Raw genomic sequence first — 20,701 nt, forward strand, 5'->3', positions numbered from 1 at the left:
GAGGAGCCATGCAGGTCGTCGACGTCACCCCCCGGGTCTGGGACCGCATCCTGTCGGTCCGCAACGGCATGGCCTGCGCCTGCTGCGGGCGCTTCTCGCCCGGCGAGCGCGCCGCGCTGGACCTCTACGGTCCGGTGGCGCGGCGCGATCTGGGGGCGGTGACGCTGGCGCAGATCGGGCAGTCGCTGGACGGGCGCGTGGCCACCGCCTCGGGCGATGCGCGCGACGTGTCGGGCCCCGAGGGGCTGGCGCATCTGCACCGGCTGCGCGCGCTGGTCGACGGCGTGGTGATCGGCGTCAGGACGGCGCTGCACGACCAGCCCCGCCTGACGGTGCGGCTGTGCAGCGGCGCCAACCCCGCGCGCATTGTCATCGATCCGCGCGGACGCCTGCCCGACGACGCGCTGGTGCTGGCGGCGGACGGCGCGCGCCGCATCGTCGTGACCGGCACCGACCGCCCCCGCGCCCCGGGCATCGAGATCCTGCGCCTGCCTAGCCCCGATGGACGGCTGGACCCCGCGCAGATCCTGGAGGGCCTGCGCGGCATGGGGCTGGGATCGCTGCTGATCGAGGGCGGCGGGCTGACCATCACCGGGTTCCTCGAGGCCGGGCTCTTGGACCGGCTGCAGGTCTCGGTCGCGCCGCTGATCATCGGGGCGGGACCGCAGGGCCTGACCAGCCTGTCCCCCGTGGACCGGCTGAAGGACGCGCTGCGCCCCGAGATGCGGGTCTTCGGCATGGGCACGGACATCGTCTTCGACTGCGCGCTTGGGGACCGGGCCAGCCACGCGGCGCTGCCGCTGCATGATGCGGCGCCGCTGGCGCAGGTCACCGCTGCGAACTAGGGCCGCGACCTCAGGCCGGATCGAAGGACCAGCGCCCTTCGCCCAGGGCGGGGGCGGCGCCGTCGGCCACGGTCGGGCTGCGCGACAGGGTGATCGGCGTGCGCAGCCCCGCAATCCCCTCGGGCGCCACGACCATGCCTCGCGCCCCTGCCTGCGGATCGGACAGCGCCTCTGACACCCGGTTGATCGGCCCCGCCGGCACCCCCGCCTGCGTCAGCGCCGCGATCAGGTCGCCGCGGCTGCGTCGGGCCGTGGCCTCGGCTAGGGTCGCGCACAGCGCCTCGCGCCCCGCCACGCGCAGGGCATTGGTGGCCAGCGCCGGATCCTGCGCCAGATCGGGAAGGTCCAGCGCCAGGCACAGCGACCGGAACTGGCGGTCATTGCCGCAGGCGACGATCAGATGCCCGTCCGACGCCGGAAAGACCTGATAGGGCACGATATTGGGATGGGCATTGCCAAGCCGCGCGGGCTCGACCCCGCCCAGCAGGTGATTGGCCGCCTGATTGGCCAGCACGCCAATCGCGCAGTCGAACAGCGCCAGATCGACCTGCTGCCCCCGCCCCGACCGCACCCGTTCCGCCAGCGCCGCCTGGATGCCGATCACGCCGTAAAGCCCGGTGAAGACGTCGATCCAGGCCACGCCGACCTTCTGCGGCTCGCCCGCAGGATCGCCGGTCAGCTCCATGATCCCGCCCATGCCCTGGATCAGGAAATCATAGCCCGGCTGTCGGGCGCGCGGCCCGGTCTGCCCGAAGCCCGTGACCGAGGCATAGACCAGCCCCGGATTGCGCGCCGAGACGCTGGCATAATCCAGCCCAAACCGCGCCAGCCCGCCTTGCTTGAAGTTCTCGATCACCACGTCGGCGCCGTCGATCAGGTCCCGCAGCCGCGCCAGATCGCCCGCATCGTTGAAGTCGCAGGTGACGCTGGTCTTGCCGCGATTGGTGGCGTGGAAATAGGCCGCGACCGTCTCCACCGTGCCGTCCGCGCGGGGGCGGTCGATGAACGGAGGCCCCCACCGGCGGGTGTCGTCGCCCTCGGGCGCCTCGACCTTGATGACCTGCGCCCCCAGATCGGCCAGGGTCTGGCCGATCCAGGGACCGGCCAGGATGCGGGCCAGCTCGACGACCTTGAGGCCCGCCAGAGGCCCCTCAGCCAAAGGCCGCCAGCCCGGTCTGCGCCCGACCCAGGATCAGGGCATGCACGTCATGGGTGCCCTCGTAGGTGTTCACGGTCTCCAGGTTCTGCGAATGCCGCATCACATGGTATTCGATCTGGATGCCGTTGCCGCCATGCATGTCGCGGGCCATCCGCGCGATGTCCAGCGCCTTGCCGCAATTGTTGCGCTTGATCAGCGAGATCATCTCGGGCGCGAAGCGGCCCTCGTCCATCAGCCGACCCACGCGCAGGGACGCCTGCAGGCCCAAGGCGATCTCGGTCTGCATGTCGGCCAGCTTCTTCTGGTAGAGCTGCGTGGCGGCCAGCGGACGGTTGAACTGCTTGCGGTCCATGCCATAGCGATGCGCGCGGAACCAGCAATCCTCGGCCGCCCCCATCACGCCCCAGCTGATGCCATAGCGCGCGCGGTTGAGGCAGCCGAAGGGCCCGCTCATGCCGCTGACATTGGGCAGCAGGGCATCCTCGCCGACCTCGACATTCTCCATCACGATCTCGCCGGTGATCGAGGCACGCAGGGACAGCTTGCCGCCGATCTTGGGCGCCGACAGGCCCTTCATGCCCTTTTCCAGCACGAAGCCGCGGATCTTGCCGCCATGCGCGTCCGACTTGGCCCAGATCACGAAGACATCCGCGATCGGGCTGTTCGAGATCCACATCTTGGCACCGTTCAGCACATAGCCGCCCTCGGTCTTGACGGCGCGGGTCTTCATGCCGGCGGGGTCGGACCCGGCATCGGGCTCGGTCAGGCCGAAGCAGCCGATCCATTCGCCCGAGGCCAGCTTGGGCAGGTATTTCATCCGCTGTTCCTCGGATCCGTAGGCATGGATCGGGAACATCACCAGGCTCGACTGCACCGACATCATGCTGCGATAGCCGCTGTCGATCCGCTCGACCTCGCGCGCGACCAGACCATAGGCCACGTAGGACGCGCCCACCCCGCCGTATTCCTCAGGGATGGTGACGCCCAGCAACCCGCTGGCGCCCATCTCGGCAAAGATCTCGGGGTCGGTCTGCTCGTTCAGATAGGCCGCCTGCACGCGCGGGGCCAGCTTGTCGGCGGCGAAGGAGGCGGCGGTCTCGCGGATCATCCGCTCGTCCTCTTCCAGCTGGTCGTCCAGCAAGAACGGATCCTCCCAGGCAAAGGTGGTGCCCTTGTGGTCCACGGTGGTCTTGTCCAGCATGATGGCGCCTTCCTGCATCGGGTGACTGTTCGGCACAGCCTATCCGATCCGGCGCCCCCCGAAAAACCCTATTTCCTCATGGCATCATGCATTCTATGAATGATCGTATGCGCCAACGCCGGTTTCTGCCCTCGCTGTCCCAGCTGATCGCCTTCGAGGCGGTGATGCGCCACGCCTCGGTCACGGCGGCGGCGGACGAGCTGCACCTGACGCAAAGCACCGTCAGCCGGCTGGTCGCCTCGCTGGAGCGGCAGCTGGGCAAGCCGCTGTTCACCCGCGACCGCAAGCGCCTGACCCCCACGGCCGAGGCGGCGGTCTATGCGGCCTCGGTCACGCAAGGGCTGGACCTGATCCAGCGCGCCAGCATGGGGCTGATCGCCAATCCCGGCGGGGGCGTGCTGTCGCTGTCGGTGCTGCCCACCTTCGCCACGCGCTGGCTGGCGCCGCGCATCGGGCAGTTCCTGGCGGACAATCCGGGCATCTCGATCAACCTGTCGACCAAGATCCAGCGCTTCAGCTTTGCCAGCGAAGCCTTTGATGCGGTGATTTATTTCGGCCAGCCCGACTGGCCGGACGCGCATCACGTCAAGCTGTTCGACGAACGGCTGACCGCCTGCGCCTCGCCCGCCTTCCTGGCCCGGCACCAGATCGCCGCCCCCGCCGACATGGCCGGGCTTGCGATGCTGCAGCTGGAGACGCGCCCCTCGGGCTGGCAGGCCTGGGTCGCGGCGCAGGGCGGCGCGGACGTGGCGGTGTCGGGGATGGTGATGGACCAGTTCTCGATGATGATCCAGGCGGCGATCTCGGGCCTGGGGGTGGCGCTGCTGCCCAGCTATCTGGCGCAGCCCGAGATCGACGAGGGGCGGCTGGTCCCGATCCTGCGCCCCGCCGTCCCGGGCGAGGGCGCCTATTGGCTGGCCTGGCCCGACCGGCGGCAGGGCGACCCGGCCTTTACCCGCTTCCGCGCCTGGATCGAGGCGCAGGTCGCGCAGGACTGACGCCTCACACCGCTTCGATGCGCACCTGCGCCCGCGCGCCGCCCAGGCTCTCGAAGGCCCGCTGGCGGCAGGTCAGGACCAGCACCTGCTGGTCGGCGGCCACCCGGTGCAGGGCGGTGAACATCGCCTCGATCCGGTCGTCGTCGGTATGGACCAGCGCGTCGTCCAGGATCACCGGCACCGGTCGACCCGCCTGCGCGAACAGCCGCGCGAAGGCCAGCCGGGTCAGGATCGCCACCTGCTCGCGCGTGCCGCCCGACAGGATGTCCAGCGTCTCGGCCTGGCCGTCGCGGGTCATCGCATGGGGCAGCAGGCTGTCATCGTCGATCTGCAGCGCCGCACCCGGATGCAGGATCGCCAGCAGCGGCTGCAATTCGCGCAGCACGGGCCGGAAATAGGCGTCGCGCTGGCGGCTGCGGGCCTGGTCCAGCGCCGTACGCAGGCGGGTCAGCGCCGCCATCTCGGCCTCGAAGCGCGCGGCCCGGGCCTGGGCCGTGATGCGGCGGCCGGTCACGTCGTCGCGCAGCTCCTCGATGCCCTCCTCGGCCAGGATCTCGATGCGCATGTTCAGCGCGGCCAGCTCCTCGCGCAGCCCCTCCAGATCCCGGCGGGCCTGCTCGGCGGCGCTGGCGGCGCGGGTCAGGGCGGCCTCGGCGGTGGTCAGGTCGGGGGCCGAGGCCGCCAGGTCCTGCACCTGAAGGGCCGCCGCCGCGTGGCGGGCGGACAGGCCGGGCAGGTCAGCCTGCAGCGCCTGCAGCCGGGCGGCCAGATCCTCGGGCGCGCCCGCCTCGTCCTGCATCTCGGCCAGCGCCCGCTCGGCGGATCGGCGTTCGCCCTCGCCATCGGCACGGGCCTCTCCGGCGGCGATGGCGGCCTCGTGGGCGCCGCGCGCGGTGGCCTGCGCCTCGGCTTCGGCGGCCTCGGTGGCGGCCAGCTCGCGTTCCAGCGGCGCAGGGTCCTCGGCCTCCGCGGGGGCGCTGTCGGCCTCGGCCAAAGCGGTGGCGCAGGCGGTGCGCAGCGTCTCCAACCCCTCGGGGGCCAGCCCCTCCAGCGTCTGCGCGCCCTGCCGGGTGGCGTCGTCCAGCCGTTGTGCCAAGGCCAGCTGGCGCCGCGCCTCGGGCAGGTCCGCCGCCCCGCACTGGGCCAGCGCCCGGTCCAGCGCGTCCTGCGCCTGCGCCACGGCGGCAACCGCCCCCTGCCCCAGGCCGGGATCCACGATCAGCACGCCGAAGCCCGGCAGGTCCAGCCGCGTCCGCGCCATCACCGGCACCATCCCGGGCCCGAGCGGCGCGCCATCGGGCCAGGTCGCCGGGGGACCGTCCGGCAGCGCCTCGATGCAGACCGCCTGCGCCTCGGCCCGGGCCTGCGCGCGGTCCAGCGCCGTCTGCGCGGCCTCCAGCGCCGCCATCGCCTTGGGGGTGACGGTCAGGCGCGCACGTTCCGCGCGGTCCGCCTGCATCTGCGCCTGCAGGGCCTCGGCCCGCTCCAGGCTGCGGGTCAGGTCGGCGGCGCGGGACCGGGCGGCCTGGGCCAGCCGAGCGCGCTGCGCCACGGCCAGACGCGCCCGGCTGGCACGCGTGGCCTGGGCCGCGGCCTGCAGATCCGCGGCGGCGCGGCGGTCGCGCTGCGCCAGATCCTCGGCGCGCGCCTGCAGGGAGGCGGCGCGGGCCTCGGCCTCGGCCCGGGCCGCGCGGGCCTGATCCAGGCGCAGGGTCAGCTGCTGCACCTGATCGATGCGCGCCCGCGCGCCCGCCTCGTCCAGTTGCGCCAGCTTCAGGTCGCGCTCGGCCTGCTGGGTACGGTCGGCATGGGCACGGGCGGCCTGATGGGCGGCCTGTGCCTCGGCCAGCGCCTGCGCCCGCAGCCGGGCCGCCTGCGGATCGGACAGCCGCGCCAGACGCCGCTGCACCTCGGCCCGGCGCGTCAGGTCGCCCGACAGGCGCTGCGCCTTGTCCTGCGCCTCGGCCTCGGCCTGTGCCAGCGTCGCCGCCTCCTCGATGGCGCGGGCCCATTCGCCGCCCGCCCGGGGCCGGCCCGTGGCGGTGGCCAGCCGCGCCATCTCGTCCGTGACGCGCGCCAGCACCAGATCCATGCGCCGCCCCCCGGTCATCATGTCGATCTCTCCAGCGACCGAGGACAGCAGCTCGCGCCGCGCGCCAAGGCCGCGCTCGCGTTCGCGCCGCTCGTCCGCGCTGGCGCCCTCGGGCTCCAGCCCCAGCAATCCCTGCCGCACCCAGAGCAGGCCCGAGGGGCCCGCCAGATCGCCGCCCATCAGCCGGTCGATCCAGGCCTCGGCCTCGTCCTCCTGCGCGATCAGGCGGCCCTCCGCGTCTGTGACGCGGGCCTGCGGGCGCGACAGGAAGCGCTTGTGCAGGCGGAAGCGGCCCTCGGGCAGCTCGATCTCGGCCGAGATCTCGGGGGCGCCCCCGGCATGGGGCTGCAGCGCCTTGACCGGCGCCCGGCTGCTGCGATGGCGTTCGAAGAACAGCGCATGCAGCGCGTCGAAGAAGGTGGACTTGCCGAACTCGTTGGGCTCGGACAGCACGGTGACGCCGTCGCCCAGATCCGACAGGATGGCCCGGCGCCCGGCGAAGCGGCGGACATTGGTCAGCTCGATCCCGCGCAGCTTCATGCCTGCACCTCCTGCGCGAAGCTGTAGAGGCGCGACAGCGCCGCCGCCGCGATGTCGCGGTCGGCCTGCGACAGCTGCGGCGCCTGGCTGTCCGACAGCAGCGCCTCGGCGGCGTGGCGCAGGGCACCGGCACGGTCGATCAGGTCCAGATCGTCGGGCCGCGCCTCGACCTGCAGGGCCGACAGGTCGGCGCCGAACCAGCCGAAATCCGGGGCCAGGTCCTGCAGCGCGGCATCCAGCGTGGCGCGATCCGCCAAGGCCAGCCGCCCCGAGGCGGTCAGGCTGACCAGATGGTCGCGCCGGGCATCCGCGGGCAGGACGCGGTCCAGACTGTCCGTCGCCGCATCGCCGGGCAACAGGTCCAGATGCGGGCGCAGCCAGCGGAACTGGCCCAGGGGCAGCGGCTGCACCTGCGGGGCCGCGCCTTGGCCCGCCAGATCGACCAGCAGCGCGCCGGGGCGGGTGTCATGCTTGAAGCCGTCCGCCTCGGGCGTGCCGGAATACCAGGTGGCGGGCCCCACGGGCATCTGCCCGTGCCAGTCGCCAAGCGCCAGATAGTCCAGCCCCGAGCGCGCCGCCCGGTCGGGCGGGATGATCCCCGCGCGGCCCCCGCCCTCGTCGAAATCGAGGATCGGCCCGTGGCCCAGCCCGATGCGCAGCGCGCCCGAGGGCGTGGGCGCGTCCATCGCTTCGGTCAGGTCGCGGCCCGCGCGGCGCTGCGTGCAGGGCGCGGGCAGCAGCCAGACGCCCTCGGCCAAAGCCACCGGCTCGGGGTTCAGGATCGGCTGCAGGTTCGGCGGGCCGTCCGCGCCGATGCGGCGCCACAGTTCCGAGGCGGCAAGGCTGTCATGGTTGCCCGGCAGCAGGATCCAGCGGATGTCGACGGCCTCGGCCATGGCGCGAAGGGCCTGGCGCAGCGTGTCGGGGGCGGGCGTCTCGGCGTCGAAGCTGTCGCCCGCCAGCAGCACGACCCCGGCCCCGTGATCCCGCGCGGCCTGCGCCAGCCGCCCGATGGCGCCGTGGCGGGCCTCGCGCAGGCGGTTGCGGATGCCCTCGGGATAGCCGCCGAAGGGCTTGCCCAGATGCAGGTCGGAACTGTGCAGGCAGCGAAAGCGCATCCGGGCGGGTCCTTTCCGGTCAGGTCCCCCGCTTGCTGCCATGGATCGCGCGGCGGCGAAACCCCGGCGTCAGCGCAGGACGACCTGCAGCCCCACAGGGTCCGGCCCCATGTCGAAGGCGCTTTCGTCGAAGCGCGGCGCCCGCAGGCGCGGCGCGGCGTTGCCCGACACGCCCCAGCCCTCGGTCGGGATGCCGAAGACATTGGTACCAAGCCGCCCGTCGGCATCCGCGTCATGCATCACCGCGACCGCATAGCGGCCCGGCGCCACGCCGGAAAAGACGCAGCGCGCCTGCCCGCCGCGCGGCGGCACCCGGTCGGCGGCCAGCGGCACGCCTTGGGGAAAGCCGCCCGGATCGCCGTGCAGGCTGCAGGCCACCACGCCCCGGTCGTCGGGGACGCCGGTCACCAGCACCTCCAGCCGGTCGGCCCATGCGGGCGCGGCCAGCAGCAGCAGGGCGGCCAGCGCCACCCAGAGACGCTGCGCCCCGCTGCGCCGGAGGGCGGCCATGCCGGTCAGATCTGGCGCTCGGGCATCTGCACGACCAGACCGTCCAGCGCCTCGGTCACCTTGATCTGGCAGGTCAGGCGCGAGCGTTCGGGATTGGGCTGGTAGGCGAAATCCAGCATGTCCTCTTCCATCGCGTCGCGCGGGGTCAGCTTGTCGACCCAGGCCGGATCGACATAGACATGGCAGGTCGAACAGGCGCAGGCGCCGCCGCAATCGGCGTCGATGCCGGGGATGCCGTTGTCGCGCGCGCCTTCCATGACCGTCATGCCGGGGCGGACCTCGACCTCGTGCCGGGTGCCGTTGTGTTCGATATAGGTAATCTTCGCCATGTCGCTCGTTCCCTTGATGCCCGGTTTCGGTGTCCCGCCGCAGTTAGGCGATCGGGGCCGGATTGAAAAGGGGCAGCCCAAGGGCCGCCCCGTCGTGATCGTCGTGTCGGGGTGCGGGCCTTATTCGGCCTCGCCCTCGCCGTCCGCGGACAGGGGCAGCGCCACGAACAGCGGATCGCCACCCCGGCGGATCAGCATCAGCACCGACTGGCGCCCGGCCTCGCGGGCCTCGGCGACGCGCGCCTCCAGATCCGCGACGGAGGTCACCGCCTGCTGGTTCACATCGGTGATGATGTCGCCCGGCGACAGGCCCTTGTCGGCGGCCGGCCCCTCGGGGTCGACCTCGGTGATGACCAGACCGCGCGCGTCGCGGGCGGCGCCCAGTTCGGCGGCCATCTCGGGGGTCAGCGCGGTGACCGACATGCCCAGCACGTCCGTCTCGGCCGGTTCCTCGGCGGCGGCCGGGGCCTCGCCCTCGGCGGTCTCGCGGCGGCCCAGGGTCACGTCCAGCACCTGTTCTTCGCCGTCGCGCATGACCACGACCTGCACCGTCTCGCCAGCGGGCGCCTCGGCCACGCGGCGCACCAGGCCGCGGGTATCCTCGACCTCGGAGCCGTCAAAGCGGGTGATCACGTCGCCGGTCTGCAATCCCGCCTCGCGGGCCGGGCCTTCCGGAACGTCGGTGATCATCGCCCCGCTGGAGGCCTGCAGGCCCATCGCCTCGGCCATCTCGGGCGTCAGGTCCTGGATCATCACGCCCAGCCAGCCGCGCCGCGTCTCGCCGAATTCCTGCAGCTGGGACACGACCTGCGACACCACGTTCGAGGCCATGGAAAAGCCGATGCCGATCGAGCCGCCATTGGGCGACAGGATGGCGGTGTTCACGCCGATCACCTCGCCGTCCAGATTGAACAGCGGTCCGCCCGAGTTGCCCCGGTTGATCGCTGCATCGGTCTGGAGGTAATCGTCATAGGTGCCCGACAGTTCGCGGTTGCGGGCCGAGACGATGCCCGAGCTGGCCGAGAAGCCCTGCCCAAGCGGGTTGCCAAGCGCCAGCACCCAATCGCCCACCCGGGCGCTGTCGCTGTCGCCGAAGGTTACAAAGGGGATCGCTGCGTCGCTTTCCACCTTGAGCAGCGCCACGTCGGTGTTGGGATCGGTGCCCACCACCTCGGCGGGCAGGCGCTCGCCGGCATAGAACTCGACCTCGATCTGGTCGGCGCCCTCGATCACGTGGTTGTTGGTGACGATGTAGCCATCCGCCGAGATCACGAAGCCCGAGCCGAGCGCGTTCGACCGCTGCGGGCTGCGCTGCGTCGGACCGCCTTCGGGGCCGCCGGGCATCCCGGGCATGCCGAACTCGCGGAACAGGTCAGAGAAGGGACTGCCCTCGGGGAAGCCGGGTCCGCCGGTGGGCTGCGACACGACCGAGGTGGTGGTGATGTTCACCACGGCGGGCGAGACCTGTTCGGCAAGATCGGCAAAGCTGCCGGGCATGACCTGCGCGGCCTCGGCCTGCGCCGCGTCGGCACCCAGGGGGCGGTTGGCCTCGGCGGCCTCCTGCGCCTGTTCGCTCACTTCGGGCGGCAGGTCGGAATTGGCGGGGTCGACGACCTGCTGGGCGCCCGCGGAACCAAGCCCCACCGCCAGCGCCAGCGCCGATGCGGTCAGGATATGGCCATGGAAAAGCGGTTTCATGCTGGATGTCCTCATCTCTCGAGGGCAGCGCGGCGGGACGAGACGCCCCTGGCTGCCTGATGGCTATGAACGCTATCTGGGGTGTCGTTGCAAATAAACCACGCTCTCGGGTCGTGAACAGATCGTGATTTTCATTGCAGCCCGCGATCCGAAGGCGGGCGGGGATGACCCCGCCCGCTCCGATATCAGTTCGCCGGAGCGGTCTGCGGCGCCGTTTCGACAGGCGCGGCCTCGGCCGGTGCCGCGGCGGCGGGCGCCTCGGTGGCCGGAGCCTCGGCGGCGGGGGCATCCGCATCCGCGGCCGGGGCGTCGGTCGCGGGCGCCTCGGTCGGTGCGGCACCCTGCACCTCGGCATCGGGCGAGAGGATCTCGGCCGGTTCCTGCGGCGGGGTGGCCAGGCTTTCGGGAACCGGCGTCAGCCGCACGCCCGAGGTTTCGCCCAAGGGGTTGCCCTCGCGGTCGGTGACCTCGGGGGTGACCAGCCCTTCCTCGTCCTCGATCACCGTGGGTTCCGGCGTGTCGAACTGGGCCGCCGAAGTGCCGGCGGGCACCGGGGTCGAAGCAGGGTTGGCATCCGCGCCGCCGTCCCCCGACAGATAGGTGAAGAATTCGCTGTCGGGCTGCATCACGAACGAGCTGTTGTTACCGCTGAGCGACCGCTGATACGAGGTCAGCGACCGGGTGAAGGCGAAGAACTCGGGATCGCGGCCATAGGCATCGGCGTAGATCGCGTTTCTTTGCGCATCGGCCTCGCCTCGGACGATCTCGCCCCGGCGCCCGGCTTCCGAGGTCAGCTCGACCATGGTCCGGTCGGCGGCCGCGCGGATCCGCTGCGCGGCCTCATTGCCGCGTGCGATCTCGTCGGCGGCCTCGCGTTCGCGTTCGGCGCGCATCCGGCCATAGGTCGCGGCCAGGTTCTGCTCGGGCAGGTCGGTGCGGGTCAGGCGGATGTCGATGATCTCGATCCCCAGGCCGCCCGAATTGCCGCGCGCCTCGTCGCGGATCTGGTTCATCAGCGTCGTGCGGTCGTCCGACAGCACGGCGGTCGAGGGAACCGTACCCAGCACTTCGCGGATCGAGTTCCGCACGATCGGCTCCAGCCGCATCTGGGCGCTTTGCACCCCGCCCGCGCCGACGGCCTGCCGGAAGCGGACCGGATCGGTGATCCGCCAGCGTGCGAAGGCATCGACCACCAGGCGGCGATCGTCCAGCGGCGTGACTTCCAGCGGGCTGGTGGGCATGCCCAGGATCCGCCCGTCATATTTCACGACATTGTCCACGAAGGGCAGCTTGAAGCCCAGGCCCGGCGTCTCGTGCACGTCGACGACTCGACCGATCCGCAGGACAAGCGCCTTTTCCCGCTCGTCGACGATGAAGATGGACGAGGCGGCCACGACGGCCACCAGGATCAGGGCCGGGATGGCCAGTGTGGTCAGAAGCTTGGTCCGTGCGGCCATCAGTTCGTCCCTCCGGTGGTGGTTGCGGGGGTGCTGGTCGTGCCCGGCGTGGTGGTCGACGACGTGCCCGTCGTCGTGTTCAGCAGGCCGGTCGTCGCGTTGCGCACGCTGCCCGTGTCCTCGGACGAGGTCTGGCTGCCGCGCAGCTGGTCCAGCGGCAGGTAGGGCACGACGCCCGATCCGCCCTCGCCACCGACGCCCTCGCCGATGATGATCTTGTTCACGTCGCCGAAGACCTGCTCCATCGTCTCCAGATACATCCGGCGGCGGGTCACCTCGGGGGCGTTCACGTATTCCTCGTAGATCGAGTTGAAGCGCGCGGCCTCACCCGCGGCGGTGTTGACCGCCTCGGCGCGATAGCCCTCGGCCTGCTCCAGCACCTGCGCCGCGTTACCGCGGGCCTGCGCCAGGACGCGGTTGGCATAGGCGTCGGCCTCGTTCTCCAGACGGTCGCGCTCCTGCTGCGCGGCCTGGACCGAGCGGAAGGCGTCGATCACCTCCTCGGGCGGATCGGCGCGGTCCAGGTTGACCCGGACGACGTTGATGCCCGACTGATAGGCGTCCAGCGTCGACTGGACCGAGGTCTGCAGATCGGACGCGATGGCGCCCCGGTCGCGGTTCAGAATCGGCGCCAGCTCGGTCCGGGCGATGATGTCGCGCATGGCGCTTTCGGCAACCGCGCGCATCGTGTCGGCGGGATCGGCCAGGTTGAACAGGTAGGCCTGCGGATCGCGGATGTTCCAGACGACCTGGTATTCCATGTCCACGATGTTCTGGTCGCGGGTCAGCATCAGCCCGCTGTCCATCTCGCCGCCCTGGCCGGTGCCGATCTCGGTCACGCGCTCGTTGGTGACGGGCACGACCTCGGCGGTCACGAAGGGCCAGGGGGCAAAGTTCAGACCCTCGGTCCCCACGTCCACGGCGCGGCCGAAGAGGAACTCGACCGACTGCTCGTTGGTCTGCACCCGGTAGAAGCTGGCGAAGGCCCACAGGCCGACCGCGACCAGACCGGCCACCGCCAGGGTCGAGCGGTTCAGCCCGAAGTTCGGCCCCATCGGGCTGCCCCCGCCGCCATTGCCGCCGCCGGTGCCGCCACCGCCGCCCCGCCCGCCCATCAGGACGCGCAGGCGCTCCTGGCCCTTCTTCATCAGATCCTCGATCTCGGGACGCTGAGGCTCTCCTCCCGGTCCGGGACGGCGCGGGCCGCCCTGCGGCGGCTGTTCGCCCCAGGGACGACCTGCGGGCTTCTTGTCACGATCCCCGTCATCCCGACCGCCGTTTCCGCCGCCGCCTCCGCCCCAGGGGCCCTGATTTGCCATCCGATAGACCTTCTTTCGTTGGTATTTCCGTGAGTTGAAAATTGGGGCGCCCAGACCTGAAATGCAAGCCTGCGCCCGGCCTCTGGCCGCGACCTGGGGCCGCGCCCACGCGATTGTCAGGCCAGTCCGGTCCCGGACAGCGCCTGCAACCGGCGCGAGGGGGTGCGCATCGTCACCAGCTCCTCGGCGGCGGTGGGGTGGACGGCGATGGTCGCGTCGAACTGCGCCTTGGTCGCGCCCATGCCGATGGGAATGGCGGCCAGCTGGATCATCTCTCCGGCCTCGGGGCCGAAGATGTGGCAGCCCAGCACCTTGTCGGTCGCCGGATCGACCAGCAGCTTCATCATCACCTTGGCATCGCTGCCCGCGAACATCGATCGCATGGGCCGGAAGACCGTCGAATAGACATCGACGGCGCCCCGGGCATGCGCCTCCTCCTCGGTCAGCCCGACCGTGGCCAGCTCGTGCGGGCGCAGATAGACGGCGCTGGCCACGACCGAATGATCGACCTTGCGGGGCCTGGCGCCGAACACCGTGTCGACGAAGCTGTGTCCCTCGCGGATCGCCACCGGGGTCAGGTTGACCCGGTCGGTCACGTCGCCCACCGCGAAGATCGAGGGCACGCAGGTCTGCGACCATTCGTCCACCTCGATCGCGCCGTTGCGCTTCAGCCGGACCTCGGTCGTCTCCAGCCCCAGCCCCTTGGTATAAGGATCGCGACCGGTCGCCATCAGCACGGCGTCGAATTCCTCACGGGTGCCGTCGTCGAAGGTGACGCGGATGCCCGCGCCCGCCCGTTCCAGCGCCACCGGCGTCAGGCCGAGACGCAGATCGACGCCCACCGCGCTCAGCTGCAGCGTCGCCAGATCGCGCGCCTCGCGGTCGAAGCCGCGCAGCACCGCGTCGCCCCGATAGGCCTGCACAGTGTCCACGCCCAGACCCGCCAAAATTGTGGCGAATTCGCAGGCGATGAAGCCGCCGCCCACCAGCAGCGCGCGCCCCGGCAGCTTATCCATGACGAACAGGTCGTCCGAGACCATCGCCAGCTCCTCGCCCGGAATGCCGATCAGGGCCGGGCGTCCGCCGGTGGCGATCAGGATGTGGCGGGCGGACTTGCGGGTGCCGTCGGCCAGCTCGATCTCGTGATGCCCCGCCAGCCGGGCGCGCTGGTCATGGACCTCGACGCCCGCGCGGCTCAGCCCCGCGCGATAGATCAGCTCCAGCCGCGTCAGCTCGGCATCCAGCTTCTCGCGGAACACCTCCCAGCTGAAGGCGCCGGCCTGCGCGTCGCACCAGCCATAGCCGCGCATCTCCTCGGCCATCAGCCCGGCCTGGGCGGCGAAGATCATCAGCTTCTTGGGCACGCAGCCGCGGATGACGCAGGTGCCGCCCATGCGGCTTTCCTCGGCCAGTCCCACCTTGGCGCCGTATTCGGATGCGGCGATCCGCGCGGCGCGCACGCCGCCCGAGCCGCCGCCGATGACGAACAGATCATAGTCGAAGCTCACGGTCTCACTCTCCTTCATGGGCCAGCATGTCGGCGTCGATATCGGCGTCGCGGGCCAGCTCGACCACGCTGCCATCCTCGCGCCCGACGATGACCAGATCGCACATGCCCAAGAACAGCCCGTGCTCGACGATGCCGGGAATGCCCTGCAGCGCGCGCGACAGGGCGGCGGGATCGGGGATCTGACCCAGATGCAGGTCCAGGATGAAGTTCCCCTCGTCGGTCACCAGCGCGTCGCTGCCCGACAGGCGCTGCAGCACGTCGCGCTCGCCCAGATCCAGCCCCTCCAGCGCGCGGCGGATCAGCTTGCGGGTCGTCTCGAAGCCGAACTGCAGCACCTCGACGGGCAGCGGAAAGGCCCCCAGCACCTCGACCACCTTGCCGGGATCGGCGATGACCACCATGCGGTCGCTGGCGGCGGCCACGACCTTCTCGCGCAGATGGGCCGCCCCGCCGCCCTTGATCAGGTGCAGCTGCGGATCGACCTCGTCGGCGCCGTCGATGGTCATGTCCAGCCAGCCGATCGCATCCAGGCTCTCGACCGTCAGCCCCTGGCTCTCGGCCAGCTTCGCCGTGGCCGTCGAGGTCGCCGCGCAGCGCAGGCCCAGACCCTCGGCCGCGACGCGGGCGGCCAGTTCGCGCACCATGATGCTGGCGGTCGAGCCGGTGCCCAGGCCCAGCCTCATCCCGTCCCGGACCAGCGCCACCGCCGCCCGGGCGGCGGCCAGCTTGGCCGGATCGGCCTGCGACGATTGCGACATGACGACATCCCTTCACCGATACCTGGCGGCCTTATAGGCCAAGCGCCGCCGAAGGGCGAGGGGCAGCAGGCCCCTGCCCCGTCCCCGGACCCCCTCTTCTTCACGAAAATATCCTCGGGGGGAGGCCCGGCACGGGCCGGGGGGCGGACAGCCCCCCCGACCCCGCCCGCCGAAAACCCGGCGCCCGTCAGCCGCGCGACAGCCCCTCGGGCAGGATCACGGTGAAGCGGCTGCCCTCGCCAAGCCGGCTCTCGATCCGCAGCCGGCCCCGGTGGCGGTTGACGATATGCTTGACGATGGCCAGCCCCAGCCCGGTGCCGCCCTGGCTGCGGGCGCGGTGGGTGTCGACCCGGTAGAAGCGTTCGGTCAGGCGGGGCAGATGCTGCTCCTCGATCCCCTCGCCGCGATCCTCGACCACCACCGCCCAGGCCGGACCGCGCAGCAGCGGCTCGTGGGCGATGCGCGACAGCGTGACGCGCAGGCTACCGCCCGAGGCGCCGTATTTCAGCGCGTTCTCGATCAGGTTCTGGAACACCTGCGTCAGCTGGTCGCCGTCGCCCGGCAGGCGCAGCGGCTGGTCCAGCCCCAGGGTCTCGACCGTCACCCCGGCCAGTTCGGCGCGCGGCGTCAGGGTGGCCAGCACGCCGCGCAGGATGCCCGGCAGATCGACCCGGCCCAAAGGACGGCGCCGTTCCTCGGCCTGCACCCGGCTCAGCGTCAGCAGTTCGGTGATCAGCCTATTCATGCGCCCGGCCTCGCGCTCCATGATGTCCAGGAACCGGTCGCGGGCGCGGGCATCGTCGCGGGCGGGGCCGCGCAGCGTCTCGATGAAGCCGGTCATGGCGGTCAGGGGCGTCTTCAGCTCGTGGCTGACATTGGCCACGAAATCGCGGCGCATCTGCTCGGCCTCTTCCGCGACCGAGCGGTCGATCACCGCGATGGTGGCCCCGCGGCCCAAGGGCGCGGGCAGCGGCGCGATGGTGATCTCGGCCATGATCTCGCGCCCGTCGGCGGCGCAGGCGGCGCGCAGCACCGCCACCCCCTCGGGGGCCGTGGGCAGGGCCGGGTCTGGCGTCGGCGCGGGCATGACGGTGGGGTCCAGCACCCAGTCCAGCGCCTGCAGGATCGCGGGATGGCGCAGCACGGTGACGAAGGGACGCCCCGGCAGGTCGGCGCCCAGAAGCCCGCCCGCCAGCCCGTTGGCCGCGATCACCCGGGCGTCGCGGTCCACGGCCAGCATCGGCACCGGCACCCCGTCCAGGAACCCCGCAAGGCGGCGCATGCCGGCAGCCGGCGCCATGCGCTCAGCCCGCCATGCGGGGGAAGGTGGCGGTCATCGGACCTCCTCCTCGGCCATCAGCGCCTTGACGAAGCCGCCCAGGCCCGCCTGCCGGTCGCGGCGCAGCCGCTCGGCGGTCAGGATGGCGCGCAGCCGCGCCTCGGTCTGGTCCAGATCGTCATTGACCAGCACGTAGTCGTATTCGGCCCAGTGGCTGATCTCGGACCGGCTCTTCAGCATCCGGCCCGCGATCACCGGCTCGCTGTCCTGGCCGCGCGCGCGCAGGCGCCGCTCCAGCTCGGGCAGCGAGGGCGGCAGCACGAAGATCGACACCACATGCCCGCCCAAGGCCGAGGCGCGGATCTGCTGGCCGCCCTGCCAGTCGACGTCGAACAGCGTGTCGCGCCCCTCGCGCATCGCCCGCTCGACCGGGCCGCGCGGGCTGCCGTAAAGGTTGCCGAAAACCTCGGCATGCTCCAGCATCTGATCCTCGGCCACCATCTGCAGGAAGCCCTCCTGCGAGGTGAAGTGATAGTCGACCCCGTCCACCTCGCCGGGGCGCGGCGCCCGCGTCGTGGCCGAGACGGAAAAGCGCAGGCTGTCGTCCCAGTCCATCAGCCGCCGCGCCAATGTCGATTTGCCCGCGCCCGAGGGCGAGGACAGGATGACCATCAGGCCGGTCCGGTCGATCATGGTTGCGTGTCCCCTTGCCGCGTCTCGCTGCCCGTGGGATGCCCCGGCAGGGCGCGGCGGTCAAGTCCTGCCCAGATTGCAGCGCATCTTAACCATTCGTTCACGAAATGACTCGGCGCGGGGATCCCTTTCGCCTAAAGATGGTTTGCAGACATGGGTATAGCCCGGTCATGCCGGAACCAGAAGAGGTGCCCTTGTCGGACCTGAAGGACGGATCAGAAACCAAACCGGAGCCGCCCTCCGGCACCGGAACGGGGCGTGTCCTGCATCTGCAGGATTACGAGCCCCCGCGCCCCGAGCGCATGCTGCGCGAGATGCGCAACTACTGGAACAGCATCCGGCAGGGTCGTGCCGTGCCCGCGCGCGCCGATGTCGACCCGCGCGCCATCGCCCGGATCCTGGACCATGCCTTCATCCTGGAACGGATCGCGCCGGGCGCGGGCCGCCTGCGTCTGGCCGGGCGCCACCTGATCGACCTGATGGGAATGGAGGTGCGCGGCATGCCGGTCTGCGCGCTGATCAACACCAGCTCGCGCGGGCGGTTCTCGGACGTGCTGGAAAGCGTCTTCAAGGCCCCGCAGATCGCGCAGCTGACCCTGCAGGCCGGGGCCAGCTATGCCCGCCCGCAGCTGTCGGCGGTGATGCTGCTGCTGCCGCTGCGTTCGGATCTGGGCGACGTGACGCGCGCCCTGGGTTGCCTAGTCGCCGACGGAGAGCAGGGCGTCGCGCCGCGCCGCTTCGACCTGGTGGGCGACGAGGTGATGCCGATCATCGAGGGGGGCCAGACGCTGGCGCCCTCGCCCTCGACCATCGGCTTTGCCGAAGAGGCGCCGGAATTCCTGCTGCAGGCGCCCAAGCCCGGCCGCAGGCGCGCGCCGCCCTCCGACATACAGGCCCGGCCGACGCCCGATCGCCGCCCGCAGAGCGAGACCACGCCCGAGGAACGGCGGGCGAGCTTCCGGCTGGTGCAGACCCCCAGGGCGCCCGAGGACGTCTGACGCGCGACGGTCAGGGCAGCAGGCCCGGCCGCCAGCGATACAGCGCCGCATCGGCCTGCGCGTCGCGGCCATGGGCGAACAGGGCCACGTCCTCGGCCCGGCGAAAGCCCAGGTTCTTCAGGATCTTGCGCGAGGCGGGATTGTCCAAGAAGACATCGGCCATGATCTCGGGCGGGGCGAAGCGGGCGACCAGCTCGTGAAAGACCGCCGCCACCATCTCTTGCCCGAAGCCCTGCCCCGCCATCTGCGGGTCCAGGAAATAATGCAGCCGTGGCGGCGTTCCCGCGCTGAGCCCCACCGCGCCGATCACCCGTCCCGCATGGCGCACGGCCAGGCGCAGGGGCGGCAGCAGCCCGCCATCGGCCAGCAGGGAGGCGGCCTCGTCCAGCCGCATGTCGGGGCGAAAGCGCAGCATCATGCGCGCGACCTGCGGCTGCGTGACGATGGCGTGCAGGGCGGGCATGTCCGCCGGGGTGATCGCGGTGATCGACAGGCGCGCCGTGGTCAGGGCGATGGCATGGCGGGCCTCGAAGGCGGCGCGGTCCAGGTGCAGGACGGTCGCCGCCACGGGCCGGTCCAGCGGGCGGGACCGGATCGTCGCACGGCCCTGCGGCGCGAAGCCCAGCCAGTCCAGAAGCCGTTCGGACCGCTCGTTGCCCAGCAGCACATGCGAGTGGACCCCCTCGGCGCCCGACAGGAACAGCCGCGACAGCGCCAGCACCCCGGCCCGGCGTCCGATGCCCTGCCCCTGCAGATCCGGCGCGATCCACAGCCCGAAGGCGCGCCCCGCCAGAACCGTCCCGGCCAGCCGGTCGCCCAAGCGGATGGCATATTCGTCCAGCGAGGCCTGCGCGATGAACTCCTGCGCGTCCGCGACGCCGTAGGGCCAGGGCGGCGTCGACAGCCAGCGCGTGGTGTCCCAGTTCGACAGCGCCGCCGCGATCGCCTCGGCATCCTCGGGCCAGGGACGCGTCAGGACGACCGGCGGTGGCATCGGCCTAGCGGGCCGGCACGACCTTGACCGCGCCGTTCTGCGCGGACAAGGCGATCTCTCCGCCCGCCAGGCGCAGGGCGTCCTTTCCGAAGACCTCGGCCCGCCAGCCCTGCAGGGCCGGCACGTCGCGATGCCCCGTGGCGATGGCGTCCAGTTCGGAGGCCGAGGCGATCAGCTTGGGGGCCACGCCCGCCGCATCGGCCTTGGCCTTCAGCAGCACGCGCAGCAGGTCCGACAGCGCCGCATTGCCCGGGCGGCCCGGCTCGTCGGCCTTGACCTGCGGCAGGTCCTTCGTCTCGATCCCCGCCTTGACGGCGGCGATGATGCCATTGGCGATGTCGCCCTTGCGGGCCTCGCGCAGCAATAGCCGCGACTTGCCCAGATCGGCCTCGGAGAGCGGCTTGGTCGAGGCCAGCTCGATCATCGCGTCGTCCTTGTAGACGCGCGAGCGCGGGATGTCGCGGTCCTGCGCATAGGATTCGCGGAACCGCGCCAGTTCCCGCAGGATCGCCAGGAAGCGCGGCGAGTTGGTGCGGGTGCGCACCTTCAGCCAGGCCTCCTCGGGCCGGGTGATATAGGTCTCGGGGTCTTCCAGCACGGCGATCTCTTCGGCCAGCCAGGCCTGGCGCCCGGTCTTGACCAGCTCGGCCGAGAGGAACTCGTAGATCACCCGCAGATGGGTCACGTCGGCCAGGGCATAGGCCGCCTGCGCCTCCGACAGGGGGCGGCGCGACCAGTCGGTGAAGCGCGAGGACTTGTCCAGATCGGCCTTGGCGATCTTGCGCACCAGCGTCTCGTAGCCGACCTGCTCGCCGAAGCCGCAGACCATCGCCGCGACCTGCGTGTCGAACAGCGGCGTGGGGAACAGCTGCGCGTCGTGGAAGAAAATCTCCAGATCCTGGCGGGCGGCGTGGAAGACCTTGACCGTGCCGGTATGGCGGAAGAGATCGTACAGGGGTTCCAGCGACAGCCCCTCGGCCAGCGGATCGACCAGCACGGCCTCTCCTCCGGGGGTCTTGCCGGTCGAGGCGGGCGGGATCGCCAGCTGGATCAGGCACAGCTTGGACCAGAAGGTCCGCTCGCGCAGGAATTCCGTGTCGACGGTGACATAGGGGGCGGATTTGGCGGCCTCGCAGAAGCGGGCGAGGTCTTCGGTGCGCGTGATCGCGGGGATGTCCTGGCTCATTCAGCTCTTTCAGATCC

The 20,701-nt window shown here is 71.4% G+C and carries 18 protein-coding genes; 3 read left to right on the forward strand and 15 right to left on the reverse strand.

Features of this window, described 5'->3' with window-relative positions; all coding sequences use genetic code 11:
* Nucleotides 1–8 precede the first annotated feature (8 nt).
* Nucleotides 9–845, forward strand: a complete 837-nt coding sequence (locus E4191_RS08890) for a RibD family protein (protein ID WP_135313099.1) — start codon at nt 9–11, stop codon at nt 843–845.
* A 10-nt stretch (nt 846–855) separates the two neighbouring features.
* Here the strand turns inward: E4191_RS08890 and E4191_RS08895 are convergent, their stop codons facing one another.
* Both E4191_RS08895 and E4191_RS08900 read right to left on the reverse strand, forming a co-directional pair.
* Nucleotides 856–2,004, reverse strand: a complete 1,149-nt coding sequence (locus E4191_RS08895; protein WP_135313100.1) for a CaiB/BaiF CoA transferase family protein — start codon at nt 2,002–2,004, stop codon at nt 856–858.
* Nucleotides 1,997–3,205, reverse strand: a complete 1,209-nt coding sequence (locus E4191_RS08900; protein WP_135313101.1) for an acyl-CoA dehydrogenase — start codon at nt 3,203–3,205, stop codon at nt 1,997–1,999. The genes E4191_RS08895 and E4191_RS08900 overlap by 8 nt, the downstream gene beginning before the upstream one ends.
* Before the next feature lie 107 nt (nt 3,206–3,312).
* Here E4191_RS08900 and E4191_RS08905 point away from each other — a divergent pair, with 107 nt between their 5' ends.
* Nucleotides 3,313–4,203: a LysR substrate-binding domain-containing protein gene (locus E4191_RS08905; RefSeq protein WP_135313102.1), complete on the forward strand. Its 891-nt coding sequence runs from the start codon at nt 3,313–3,315 to the stop codon at nt 4,201–4,203.
* Between the two features lie 4 nt (nt 4,204–4,207).
* Here E4191_RS08905 and E4191_RS08910 read toward each other — a convergent pair whose 3' ends face one another.
* From E4191_RS08910 to gmk, 11 genes are all read right to left on the reverse strand, one after another.
* On the reverse strand, nt 4,208–6,835 hold the full coding sequence (locus E4191_RS08910) for an AAA family ATPase (RefSeq protein WP_135313103.1): 2,628 nt from the start codon (nt 6,833–6,835) through the stop codon (nt 4,208–4,210).
* Complete coding sequence (locus E4191_RS08915) at nt 6,832–7,953, reverse strand: metallophosphoesterase family protein (RefSeq protein ID WP_135313104.1); 1,122 nt, start codon at nt 7,951–7,953, stop codon at nt 6,832–6,834. The genes E4191_RS08910 and E4191_RS08915 overlap by 4 nt, the downstream gene beginning before the upstream one ends.
* A gap of 69 nt (nt 7,954–8,022) precedes the next feature.
* Nucleotides 8,023–8,463, reverse strand: a complete 441-nt coding sequence (locus E4191_RS08920; RefSeq protein ID WP_135313105.1) for a DUF2141 domain-containing protein — start codon at nt 8,461–8,463, stop codon at nt 8,023–8,025.
* Between the two features lie 5 nt (nt 8,464–8,468).
* Entirely contained in the window at nt 8,469–8,792 is a 324-nt protein-coding gene (locus tag E4191_RS08925) for a 2Fe-2S iron-sulfur cluster-binding protein (protein WP_135313106.1), read from the reverse strand.
* Nucleotides 8,793–8,912: 120 nt separating this feature from the next.
* The gene (locus E4191_RS08930; RefSeq protein WP_228461699.1) at nt 8,913–10,289 is read right to left on the reverse strand and encodes a Do family serine endopeptidase; all 1,377 of its coding nucleotides are present in this window, start codon (nt 10,287–10,289) and stop codon (nt 8,913–8,915) included.
* 386 nt (nt 10,290–10,675) lie between these two features.
* The gene (hflC, locus tag E4191_RS08935) at nt 10,676–11,947 is read right to left on the reverse strand and encodes a protease modulator HflC (protein WP_135313108.1); all 1,272 of its coding nucleotides are present in this window, start codon (nt 11,945–11,947) and stop codon (nt 10,676–10,678) included.
* Complete coding sequence (hflK, locus tag E4191_RS08940) at nt 11,947–13,266, reverse strand: FtsH protease activity modulator HflK (RefSeq protein ID WP_135313109.1); 1,320 nt, start codon at nt 13,264–13,266, stop codon at nt 11,947–11,949. The genes hflC and hflK overlap by 1 nt, the downstream gene beginning before the upstream one ends.
* A 116-nt stretch (nt 13,267–13,382) precedes the next feature.
* Nucleotides 13,383–14,774, reverse strand: a complete 1,392-nt coding sequence (gene gorA / locus E4191_RS08945; RefSeq protein ID WP_135313110.1) for a glutathione-disulfide reductase — start codon at nt 14,772–14,774, stop codon at nt 13,383–13,385.
* 4 nt (nt 14,775–14,778) lie between these two features.
* Nucleotides 14,779–15,534, reverse strand: coding sequence for a ribose-5-phosphate isomerase RpiA (rpiA, locus tag E4191_RS08950; RefSeq protein ID WP_135313111.1), 756 nt, complete (start codon nt 15,532–15,534; stop codon nt 14,779–14,781).
* A 187-nt stretch (nt 15,535–15,721) separates the two neighbouring features.
* Nucleotides 15,722–16,834: an ATP-binding protein gene (locus tag E4191_RS08955; RefSeq protein WP_228461191.1), complete on the reverse strand. Its 1,113-nt coding sequence runs from the start codon at nt 16,832–16,834 to the stop codon at nt 15,722–15,724.
* 33 nt (nt 16,835–16,867) lie between these two features.
* Nucleotides 16,868–17,503: a guanylate kinase gene (gene gmk, locus E4191_RS08960; RefSeq protein ID WP_176562739.1), complete on the reverse strand. Its 636-nt coding sequence runs from the start codon at nt 17,501–17,503 to the stop codon at nt 16,868–16,870.
* A 197-nt stretch (nt 17,504–17,700) separates the two neighbouring features.
* On the opposite strand from gmk, the gene E4191_RS08965 reads away from it, so the two are divergent.
* Nucleotides 17,701–18,504, forward strand: a complete 804-nt coding sequence (locus E4191_RS08965; protein WP_228461193.1) for a PAS domain-containing protein — start codon at nt 17,701–17,703, stop codon at nt 18,502–18,504.
* A gap of 10 nt (nt 18,505–18,514) precedes the next feature.
* Here E4191_RS08965 and E4191_RS08970 read toward each other — a convergent pair whose 3' ends face one another.
* Complete coding sequence (locus tag E4191_RS08970) at nt 18,515–19,498, reverse strand: GNAT family N-acetyltransferase (protein ID WP_135313114.1); 984 nt, start codon at nt 19,496–19,498, stop codon at nt 18,515–18,517.
* A gap of 4 nt (nt 19,499–19,502) precedes the next feature.
* Complete coding sequence (gene rnd, locus E4191_RS08975) at nt 19,503–20,672, reverse strand: ribonuclease D (protein WP_135314400.1); 1,170 nt, start codon at nt 20,670–20,672, stop codon at nt 19,503–19,505.
* Nucleotides 20,673–20,701: the final 29 nt, after the last annotated feature.

The organism is Paracoccus liaowanqingii (assembly GCF_004683865.2).
Taxonomy (GTDB): domain Bacteria; phylum Pseudomonadota; class Alphaproteobacteria; order Rhodobacterales; family Rhodobacteraceae; genus Paracoccus; species Paracoccus liaowanqingii.

Excerpts from the sequence above, each read along its gene's own strand:
- E4191_RS08890 (WP_135313099.1), top strand. The coding sequence starts at position 9 with ATGCAGGTCGTCGACGTCACCCCCCGGGTCTGGGACCGCATCCTGTCG.
- E4191_RS08900 (WP_135313101.1), bottom strand. The coding sequence starts at position 3,205 with ATGCTGGACAAGACCACCGTGGACCACAAGGGCACCACCTTTGCCTGG.
- E4191_RS08905 (WP_135313102.1), top strand. The coding sequence starts at position 3,313 with ATGCGCCAACGCCGGTTTCTGCCCTCGCTGTCCCAGCTGATCGCCTTC.
- E4191_RS08910 (WP_135313103.1), bottom strand. The coding sequence starts at position 6,835 with ATGAAGCTGCGCGGGATCGAGCTGACCAATGTCCGCCGCTTCGCCGGG.
- E4191_RS08915 (WP_135313104.1), bottom strand. The coding sequence starts at position 7,953 with ATGCGCTTTCGCTGCCTGCACAGTTCCGACCTGCATCTGGGCAAGCCC.
- E4191_RS08920 (WP_135313105.1), bottom strand. The coding sequence starts at position 8,463 with ATGGCCGCCCTCCGGCGCAGCGGGGCGCAGCGTCTCTGGGTGGCGCTG.
- E4191_RS08925 (WP_135313106.1), bottom strand. The coding sequence starts at position 8,792 with ATGGCGAAGATTACCTATATCGAACACAACGGCACCCGGCACGAGGTC.
- E4191_RS08930 (WP_228461699.1), bottom strand. The coding sequence starts at position 10,289 with ATGCCCGGCAGCTTTGCCGATCTTGCCGAACAGGTCTCGCCCGCCGTG.
- hflC (WP_135313108.1), bottom strand. The coding sequence starts at position 11,947 with ATGGCCGCACGGACCAAGCTTCTGACCACACTGGCCATCCCGGCCCTG.
- hflK (WP_135313109.1), bottom strand. The coding sequence starts at position 13,266 with ATGGCAAATCAGGGCCCCTGGGGCGGAGGCGGCGGCGGAAACGGCGGT.
- rpiA (WP_135313111.1), bottom strand. The coding sequence starts at position 15,534 with ATGTCGCAATCGTCGCAGGCCGATCCGGCCAAGCTGGCCGCCGCCCGG.
- E4191_RS08955 (WP_228461191.1), bottom strand. The coding sequence starts at position 16,834 with ATGGCGCCGGCTGCCGGCATGCGCCGCCTTGCGGGGTTCCTGGACGGG.
- E4191_RS08970 (WP_135313114.1), bottom strand. The coding sequence starts at position 19,498 with ATGCCACCGCCGGTCGTCCTGACGCGTCCCTGGCCCGAGGATGCCGAG.